Annotated in this window: 9 protein-coding genes and 2 pseudogenes; 2 read left to right on the top strand and 9 right to left on the bottom strand. The window is 62.5% G+C overall.

The window, feature by feature from the left end; genetic code table 11:
* Positions 1–149 precede the first annotated feature (149 nt).
* Positions 150–500 (bottom strand): annotated as a pseudogene (locus A5777_RS07085) (oleate hydratase); the annotation flags it as partial.
* Positions 501–781: 281 nt separating this feature from the next.
* Entirely contained in the window at positions 782–904 is a 123-nt protein-coding gene (ykgO, locus tag A5777_RS07080) for a type B 50S ribosomal protein L36 (RefSeq protein ID WP_039856405.1), read from the bottom strand.
* A gap of 218 nt (positions 905–1,122) precedes the next feature.
* Here ykgO and A5777_RS07075 point away from each other — a divergent pair, with 218 nt between their 5' ends.
* Positions 1,123–2,322 (top strand): aminotransferase-like domain-containing protein, encoded by a 1,200-nt coding sequence (locus A5777_RS07075; protein WP_064862124.1) that lies wholly within the window; start codon positions 1,123–1,125, stop codon positions 2,320–2,322.
* 262 nt (positions 2,323–2,584) lie between these two features.
* Here A5777_RS07075 and A5777_RS07070 read toward each other — a convergent pair.
* The 7 genes and pseudogenes from A5777_RS07070 to pgm form a co-directional block, all read right to left on the bottom strand.
* A pseudogene (locus A5777_RS07070) lies at positions 2,585–3,112 on the bottom strand (DUF222 domain-containing protein); the annotation flags it as partial.
* Positions 3,113–3,483: 371 nt separating this feature from the next.
* The gene (locus A5777_RS25320) at positions 3,484–3,672 is read right to left on the bottom strand and encodes a hypothetical protein (RefSeq protein ID WP_231894604.1); all 189 of its coding nucleotides are present in this window, start codon (positions 3,670–3,672) and stop codon (positions 3,484–3,486) included.
* Positions 3,669–4,073: a hypothetical protein gene (locus A5777_RS25740; protein WP_331710578.1), complete on the bottom strand. Its 405-nt coding sequence runs from the start codon at positions 4,071–4,073 to the stop codon at positions 3,669–3,671. Before A5777_RS25740 ends, A5777_RS25320 begins: the two co-directional genes overlap by 4 nt.
* A 113-nt stretch (positions 4,074–4,186) precedes the next feature.
* Positions 4,187–4,474: a hypothetical protein gene (locus A5777_RS25310; RefSeq protein WP_231894979.1), complete on the bottom strand. Its 288-nt coding sequence runs from the start codon at positions 4,472–4,474 to the stop codon at positions 4,187–4,189.
* Positions 4,471–4,935: a hypothetical protein gene (locus A5777_RS25305; protein WP_231894978.1), complete on the bottom strand. Its 465-nt coding sequence runs from the start codon at positions 4,933–4,935 to the stop codon at positions 4,471–4,473. The genes A5777_RS25310 and A5777_RS25305 overlap by 4 nt, the downstream gene beginning before the upstream one ends.
* A gap of 208 nt (positions 4,936–5,143) precedes the next feature.
* Positions 5,144–5,890 (bottom strand): DsbA family protein, encoded by a 747-nt coding sequence (locus A5777_RS07055; protein ID WP_064862122.1) that lies wholly within the window; start codon positions 5,888–5,890, stop codon positions 5,144–5,146.
* Positions 5,891–6,026: 136 nt separating this feature from the next.
* Positions 6,027–7,667 (bottom strand): phosphoglucomutase (alpha-D-glucose-1,6-bisphosphate-dependent), encoded by a 1,641-nt coding sequence (gene pgm, locus A5777_RS07050; protein ID WP_064862121.1) that lies wholly within the window; start codon positions 7,665–7,667, stop codon positions 6,027–6,029.
* Positions 7,668–7,737: 70 nt separating this feature from the next.
* Between pgm and A5777_RS07045 the strand changes: the two genes are divergently transcribed.
* A complete protein-coding gene (locus A5777_RS07045; protein WP_064862126.1) occupies positions 7,738–8,325 on the top strand; it encodes an alpha/beta hydrolase in 588 nt (195 codons plus the stop codon).
* Positions 8,326–8,556: the final 231 nt, after the last annotated feature.

Here is an 8,556-nt window from a genome sequence, read left to right as displayed (position 1 = left end):
GAAAAGTGGGTGTTTGTGCAGGTCATCGCAGGTGGGGACACTGTTCGATAGGGGTTCGAGTCCCCTTAGCTCCACCGAGAAAGACTCTCTCCGACCTCATCGGAGAGGGTCTTCCAGTTCAGACCCGCGCTAGCTGGACAAGACACGGATCAGGGCTTTTCGATCAGCTTGTAGTCCGAGATCAGCTTGCCGACTTCGTTCTCCTGGAACTTGCTGTACAACTTCTCTCCGAGCAGGTGCGGTCCGGGTAGGTGGACCTCTTCGCCGTCCCTTAGGCGTGAAGTCGCGTTGAGCAACTCCCGGGCGTCGTAGGTCGATCCGTAGACCTCCGGCACGCCGCGCTCGAGGTCGAGCAACGTGTAGACGGCCTCCATCGGTGTGCGGACCGAGTACTCCGTCGTGAAGATGCAGTCTCGGCTCTGGCTCTCGGAGAACTGACCGATGAACGCGAAATTCACTGCTCCATCGGGCACCACGGGCGGCCGATCGCCGTGCTGGCGTGCTGGCGTGCTGGCGTGCTGGCGTGCTGGCGTGCACAGATCTTGTGGATGTACTCGGGATAGAACGTTTCGTCACGGCGTGTCCGTGGCGTGATCGAACGATGGGGCCGAAAGGTGTTCACCTTTACTGTTTTCGGGCCTAATTCCGCGAGAGCTCGAGTGATCTCCGGCAGGTACTGACTCCTTATGCGAGCCAAGCCTCGTATCGACGACCGCCGCCTGTACGAGGACGGACGGCCCTCTGCACGGAGGGGTGAATCACCGGGAGCTGGCCGACGGCCTCAGCCCTGACGGCCCTTGTATCGAGGGTCCTTCTTGTTGATGACAAAGATGCGCCCGCGACGCCGCACCACCTGGGCGCCGGGCTTGTTCTTCAATGAGCGAACCGAGTTACGTACCTTCATGGAGCTATTGTAAACGATTGTCGTTATCGTTAGACACTCGATCTCATATGCCACCAACACTCGGCGCCCCGGTCTGTCCCATTATATGGGAACCAAGTATCGAATAGTGATACCAATCAGCTAGCCTCATGGCGGGCGCTCCACCCGAAGCACCGCCTTTACGGTGACCATCCGCATCACCCCCGCCGTTCAGTCCCCGAGAACAGGAGTGATGCGCGATGCCGCCTTCCTCGACAACTCCCACAGTCCCGATCGAATCAGCAGCGCTGCGAGGCATTCGAGGGTCGGCGATCCGCGACCTCCTCGCCGTCACCGAGCAACCCGAAGTGCTGAGCCTCGCGGGCGGCCTTCCCGCCACCGACCTCATGCCGAGCGACCGGATCGCCGACGCCGCTGCACGAACGATCGGCCGGCCCGATGCGCTGCAATACACGACCAGCCGCGGAGTATCGCTCTGCCGCGATGTGGTTGCGAGCATCGAAGACGTCGATCCAGACCGAATCCTGCTGACGCACGGATCTCAGCAGGCGTTGTCGTTGCTTGCTCTGGCTCTGGTGGACCCGGGCGACGTCGTTGTCGTCGACGATCCCGTGTACGTCGGTGCCTTACAGGCATTCCAATGCGTGCGCGCCGAGATCGTGGCCCTGCCGATCACGAGGAACGGCACGAACGTCGGAGAACTGTCGAGGCTCCTCGAACGCGGCGTCCGGCCGCGAATCGTGCACACGGTGAGCAATTTCCACAATCCCTCGGGAGTAACCGCGAGCACCGAGACCCGCACCAGTCTCGCCGATTTGGCCGAGACTTACGGATTCTGGATCGTCGAGGACGATCCATACGGACGCCTTGCGTTCGACGGCGCGCCAACAAGCCCGATCCCCGGCGAACGGACCATCCGACTGGGCTCTGCGTCGAAGACATTGGCACCGGCACTGCGAGTTGGCTGGATGAACGCGCCGCCAGCAGTGGTGGCGCTCGTGGAACGACTGAAACAGTCTGCGGACCTGTGCGGATCGACACTCAACCAACTCATGGTGGCCGACTTGCTCGCGGACACAGAGTGGTTCGATGCCCACATCGACACAATCGCTTCGGCATACTCCCTCCGCGCACACGCCTTGACTTCTGCTCTCGACGCCGAGCTCGGCAACTTGGTCGAGTACACCTCACCCACCGGCGGAATGTTCTGCTGGGTGCGACTGCGCGGGGTCGACACCAGCGAACTCCTGAGTGTCGCACTGTCGTACGGCGTGGCGTACGTTCCGGGTTCGGCATTCGCCGTCGATGCCGACCTCGGCGACAGCGCGCGACTCAGCTTCGCAACCCTACAACCCGATGCACTTCGCGAAGCAGTTCAAAGACTCCGCACAGCTACCGACCACGTGGTCGGGCGTCGTAAATCTTCCGCTGCCCGCTGAGATCTGAACATTGGTCCGACGTTTCACCGTCGCCCCAACCACGTGTGTCCAACCACGTCTGCCCCGCCACCATGGTGTGGTGGCGGGATGCAGACGGGTTGCGGCACAACCGGATTCGACGGTTCGCCCGGTTCGTCGGGCTTGTGTGTCGGCCGGGTTGGCACGTCGGTCAGGTGACGCGCCGGTCAGGTGACACAGCGGTCAGGCGGTGTCGGCCAAGGGTGGGTCGACGCCTCCGGGTGGGTCGACGTCGCCGAGCCTAGCCGGCCAGCTGTGCTTCGGCGGCAGCTTTCGTCTGAGCCGACACCTCACCAGGGATCGCTTCCAACACCTCCACCACCGCCCGCACATGCGCGCCGGCGACCCGACCGTCGGCGACGTAGCCGGCCAACGTCGGACACGCGGGCGCCAGGCGGTCACCGCAGATCGTGGTGAACGAGCCGGTCGCCGCGATCACCCGATACCGGGCGGCCGGGTCACCACTATGCAGACGCTGTCCCATGAAGTTGCGAATATCGCGGAAACCCAACGAGTGGGGCAGATCCCGGTCAGAGGCTTCCACGATCAAACGATCCGTCACCGCACCCGCCGTCCGCAACGCCAGCCGTTCGGCCTCAATCGTGGCTTCCACCAGCACGTCATCAGACACCAACGACACATCCACCGTCGCCAACTCATCCAACACCACAGCCAAACGCGACAGTTTCTCCGCCACCACCGCATCCGCCGACCCCACCACAGCAGCAGCCAAAGCCGAAGGCGCGCCCTCGTTTCCACCGTTGCTGTTCACGTGCCGCCACCCCCGCCCCGCGTCGTATCGAATATGTGTTCTACACTACCCGACAATTCAGACAACGTCGAGGAAATTCTCGAACACACGATCGGACTGTGGATAGTCACCGCAACACGCGTTATGAACACTGAGTTCGCTTGTGCGACAACGTGAATCGCAACATCGAGTCTGCCGATCAGTTGATCGAGGACTCCTCAAACGCTTGAAAGCTTCCGTCGGATTGCCACGAGTCAGAACGCCGGCATCGCGGTCCCGAGGTATTCCTCACTGCCGCAACAACATTCGCTGACCTGCACTGGTCACGCATAGAACGAGACCCCTTCGACGCGTCGTCGAAGGGGTCTCGTTCAAGCAGTAGAAGTGTCAGCTCAGGAGAACTTCGCCTTCAGCTTTTCGACGCGCTCTTCGTGCTTTTCCTTCTTCTCGGCCTTCTTCTCGTCGTGGAGCTTCTTACGAGCGGCCTCGGCTGCGGCCTCAGCGGCATCCTGCTGAGCCTCGAGCTCGGAGAGAACCTCGTCGAGCGGGCGACGCACGATGGCACCGTCGTACTTGGTCACCAGAGCGTCGAGCGCTGCGGTGTCGGCCTCGTCGGTCTGCGCGAGGATGGCATTACCGCCGGGGCGAACGGTCTTGCCGAACTCCGTGATCGCGTCGTCGAGGTCGTCAGAACGGCTGGCGTCGACCAGCGCGCCGCCTGCGGCACCGAGGCCAAATCCGAGCAGAACACCAAGGGCCCACCGAGCACGCCGATCAGCATCCCGATCAAGGAGCCACCGACCGTGGCGTCGCCGGACTTCACGTCGCCGCCCTCGGTGATCGTCAGATGACCCGCGTCGTCACGCTGCACGATGGCCGCGGAGACCAGCCCGACCGATGAGCCGGAGTTGGTGATGGTGTTGTACACCTCGTAGGTCGTTGAGTTCTCCGGGAAACTGATCGCTACGACATATTCGGTCATGCCCTGCCTTCCATTTCACAGTTGTACGACTCGTCCCCCCCACGGACGGAACCGTCGGCCCCGCATTTACACCGAAGCGTGCATCCGTAACGGTGGGGTGTGGATGCCCGACGTCAGAAGTGTGACCGTCCCATCACCACGCGTGATTTTTTCGCACTGGCGGCCGTAAGGTCCTTGCGCATCAACGGTTTGTTCACCTTCTCGGTGAAGGTCTCGATCAGCGGTCCGGTAAAGAATGCGGTGACCACAGTGCCCGCACCGATCGTGCCGTGGAAGATCACTGCGAGCACGACAAAGACCAAGTCTTGACATGTTCGCACTGCCCGATACGGCATTTTCGAGTGGTCGACGATGATCGGCGCAACCGCGTCGTAGGGCGAATTACCAAGTGCCGAAGTCATATACAGCGATGCGCCGTAACAGAAGAAAGTGATTCCAATGGCGAACATGACCATCTTCTGCCATGCCGCGGGATTGTCGGAAAAGTACGGATCGAGCCACGTGCTGAACCACTGCACGAAGTAGCCGACCAGAACATGTTCATGATCGATCCGATTCCGATGTACTGGCGACCCCACAGCAGCATAGGAATGAAAAGAACTGCGTTGCTGATCAACTGGTAGGTACCGAGGTCGATCCCAAGCGTGTTGCTGATGCCGATGTTCGCCGCGGTGTACGGGTCGACGCCAACCTGGCCGACGCGCAGCACCGCCGATCCCAGAGAGAGGACCGCGATGCCCACCAGAGCCCAGAAGATGCGCCGGACGTAGTAGCCGTCGAGCAGCGTCGAGTCCGACGGGGTCGTCGACTCGTCGGATCGGTCAGAGTGTGTGTCGTCCCGACTGTCGTCTGGTCCGGTCATCGCTGAACGTCACCGCCTCGGTCACAGGCCCCCTGACAACAAGTGATACCAAGGGTGCCACCAAAACGACAGCGATCGGGCGATTTCGGGCCTTTGTGCTCTCGCGTCGCGTCGTCGCAACGTGTTTGAGATCTACGTGTGTGAGATCTAGGTCCGTGAGATCTGAGTCTGTGAGATCCACGACCGTTCCAGCGACTACCGAGAACGACTATTCACTTGCCTTGCCGAGCAGCGAGTCGAGCCATCCGGTGCCGTTGAGAATCCCGTCCACAGGCACGCCGCCGGAGAGCACCGTCGGTGTGGCGACCTGTCCCCCTGTGGCCTTGGCCAGTTGATTCTCTGACTCCTCTGCCGCCTTCTCCCCCTCGGCGACCTTGGCCCCATCGGCGATGCATTTCTGCGTCACCGCGTTGGCGCCCTGCTCGGCCGCGACCTTCGCCAGGTCGGAGTTCGACTTATCGGAGTCGCCACCTTCCTTCGGCTGATCTGCGAACAGCGCGGTGTGGAACTTGAAGAAGACCTCTTTATTCTCCCCTGCGCCAACACATTGCAGGGCGCCGGCCGCACGACTCGAGTAGCTGCCTGACGCCGACTGACGATTGAGGAAGTTCAACATGTGGTAGCGAACTCGAAGCCTGCCCGCATCGACGGCGCTCACAATCGCCTGACCCGACTGCTCCTCGAACTGCTTGCACACCGGGCACATGAAGTCCTCGAAGACATCGATCGTCGTCTTCGCGTCGGCAGCTCCGATGATCAACGCGGCGTTGGAGTTGAGGACCTGCTCGTTCGCCGTTCCCCCGTGGTCGCGGTTGCGGTTCCACAGCACGCCGCCGACGACCAGAGCGATCACCACCACAACCGCGATTCCCAACAACACATACGTCGAAGTGCTCGACGTCGAGCGAGGTTGGTGTTTCGACGTCGATGCGGGTGGCTTGCGCCTGTCAGTCACAGATCATCCTTCGTGTGGTCGCCGTGCCTCCTACGGAGCGGGTGCACAACACCGGTCAGCAGCGTGGCACCACGGGCGAGCCTAACGCACCGGTGATCCACCACAGCACCGTCGAGTCATGACAAGCACCATCGAGTCACGACAAGGCGGCGTCGACGACCTCCTGCGCCTGCTCCTGCACCCTCGCGAGGTGCTCGACGCCCTTGAACGATTCGGCATAGATCTTGTACTTGTCTTCGGTACCCGACGGCCGCGCGGCAAACCAGGCGTCAGCGGTGGTGACCTTCACGCCGCCGATCGGCGCATTGTTGCCCGGCGCTTTCGTCATGACCGCGGTGATCGGGTCACCGGCGAGATCGGTGGCAGTGATCTGATCAGCAGACAGATTCGCAAGCACCGCCTTCTGTTCGCGGGTGGCGGGCGCATCCGTTCTGGCGTAAGCGGATTCGCCGTACTCCGCAGCCAGCTCGCGGTAGCGCTCCGACGGAGTTTTACCAGTCACCGCAAGGATCTCCGATGCCAGCAGCGCCATGATGATGCCGTCCTTGTCGGTCGACCACGGACCGCCGTCGAACGTGAGAAACGACGCGCCTGCACTCTCTTCGCCGCCGAACGCGATGCTGCCGTCGAGCAGGCCGTCGACGAACCATTTGAACCCCACCGGTACCTCGATGAGCTTCCTGCCGATGCCCGCGACGACCCGGTCGATGAGACTCGAACTCACCAGAGTCTTGCCGACCGCGGCGTCAGGCGACCAGCTCGACCGATGCGTGTACAGGTAGTCGATCGCAACTGCCAGATAGTGATTGGGGTTCATCAACCCGCCGTCGGGGGTGACGATGCCGTGGCGGTCGGCGTCTGTGTCGTTACCCGTGGCGATGTCGTAGGAATCACGCGACTCAATGAGCGAGGCCATCGCGTCCGGCGACGAACAGTCCATCCGGATCTGACCGTCCGTGTCGAGCGTCATGAACGAAAACGTCGGGTCCACAGTCGGATTCACGACGGTGAGCTTGTCGAGGTTGTACCGGAACCCGATGGCGGCCCAATAGCCGACCGACGCACCGCCGAGTGGGTCGGCGCCGATGTGAATCCCCGCGTTGCGGATCGCCTCGAGGTCGACGACCGATGCCAGGCCGTCGGTGTAATTCATGACGAACGAATAGTCGTGTACCAATTCGTCGCGTCGGGCTTTCTCGAACGGAATGCGTTTGACCCCATCGAGTTTCGCCGTCAGCAATTCGTTGGCACGGTTGGCGACCCACGATGTGATCGTCGTATCGGCGGGGCCACCTGTCGGCGGATCGTATTTGAAGCCGCCGTCACGCGGTGGGTTGTGTGATGGAGTGACGACGATGCCGTCTGATTGCACGCCGGGATTGGCAGCGTTGAACCTGAGGATTGCGCGACTGACAGCGGGGGTCGGCGTGTAGGTATCGCCTTCGGCGGTGTAGACGGTCACCCCGTTGGCCACCAGTACTTCAAGTGCCGACTTCCACGCCGGAACCGACAGAGCGTGAGTATCGAATCCGATGAACAACGGGCCGGTGATACCCGCGCCTGCGCGGTACTCGACGATCGCCTGGGTGATCGCGAGGATGTGCGCTTCGTTGAATGCGGAGTCGAGGCTCGACCCCCTGTGCCCCGAGGTACCGAAGACGACCCGTTGCCCGGGATCGTCCGGATCCGGCACCTTGTCGTAATAGGCACCGACAACGGCGTCGACGTCGATGAGGTCTTCGGGCTGAGCCGGAGTGCCGGCACGTGGGGAAGCCATAGTCCTAGATTGTGCCCGAAACACGGCGCCGCCGTCAGTCCCCTGTTCCACCGGCGTCATGCTGGAGTCGATGAACCCGCGACTGAATGTGCTCGTCCTGCCCGGAGGCACCGACAACAGCTACCGCCCGTTCCGAGCGACCCAGGGAACAGCGCTGAGGATGTACCCATTCACCTGGTCGATACGGGCGAGGTTCGGCAGCGCCGTCGACGTGCGGCAGGTGCGCTACCGCGTGTACGGGTGGAACGGCGGTCAGGCAAGCCCCCTTCCGTATGCGCGGGCAGCGCTCGATTCGATCACTCGCGACAACCCCGACGTTCCCGTCGTCCTCATCGGACACTCGATGGGCGGGCGCGTGGCGGCGCATCTCGGCGCCGACCCACGGGTCACCGACATACTCGCGCTGGCCCCCTGGTGGCAGCATCGCGACTGGCGCCACATCCGTCGAGGCGTGCGCGTGCGCGCCATCCATGGCGACGCCGACACCCTCACGTCACCACGGCGTACCGCCGAAGGCATCGCCGAACTGCGCGCCGCCGGTTACGACGCCACGTTCGTCTCGGTGCCGGGTGGGCGGCACGCGATGCTCGACCATGTCTCACTGTGGCAGCGTTCAGCGCTCGACGTCGTCGGTCGTGCACTCGCCGAAGACACCTGATTTTCACCGGCTATCGCGGAAGTCCGTTGCGCGCCACACACCGGGCATCGCCTACCTGTTCCACGCGGTACCGTGTGCGCATGCCAAGGGCAGGTAGGCGGAAAACGACGTCGGAGAGCAGAATTCTCGATGCGACATCGGCAATTCTGGAAACCGGCGAGCACTACGCCGACATCCCCGTCGAACGCATCCTCGAGGTCGCCGAGGTCTCCCGATCAACGTTCTATCAGT

The organism is Gordonia sp. 852002-10350_SCH5691597 (assembly GCF_001665715.1).
Taxonomy (GTDB): domain Bacteria; phylum Actinomycetota; class Actinomycetes; order Mycobacteriales; family Mycobacteriaceae; genus Gordonia; species Gordonia sputi.
Note: the sequence above shows the minus strand (reverse complement) of the source record. Positions and strands in the feature narration are given on the sequence as shown.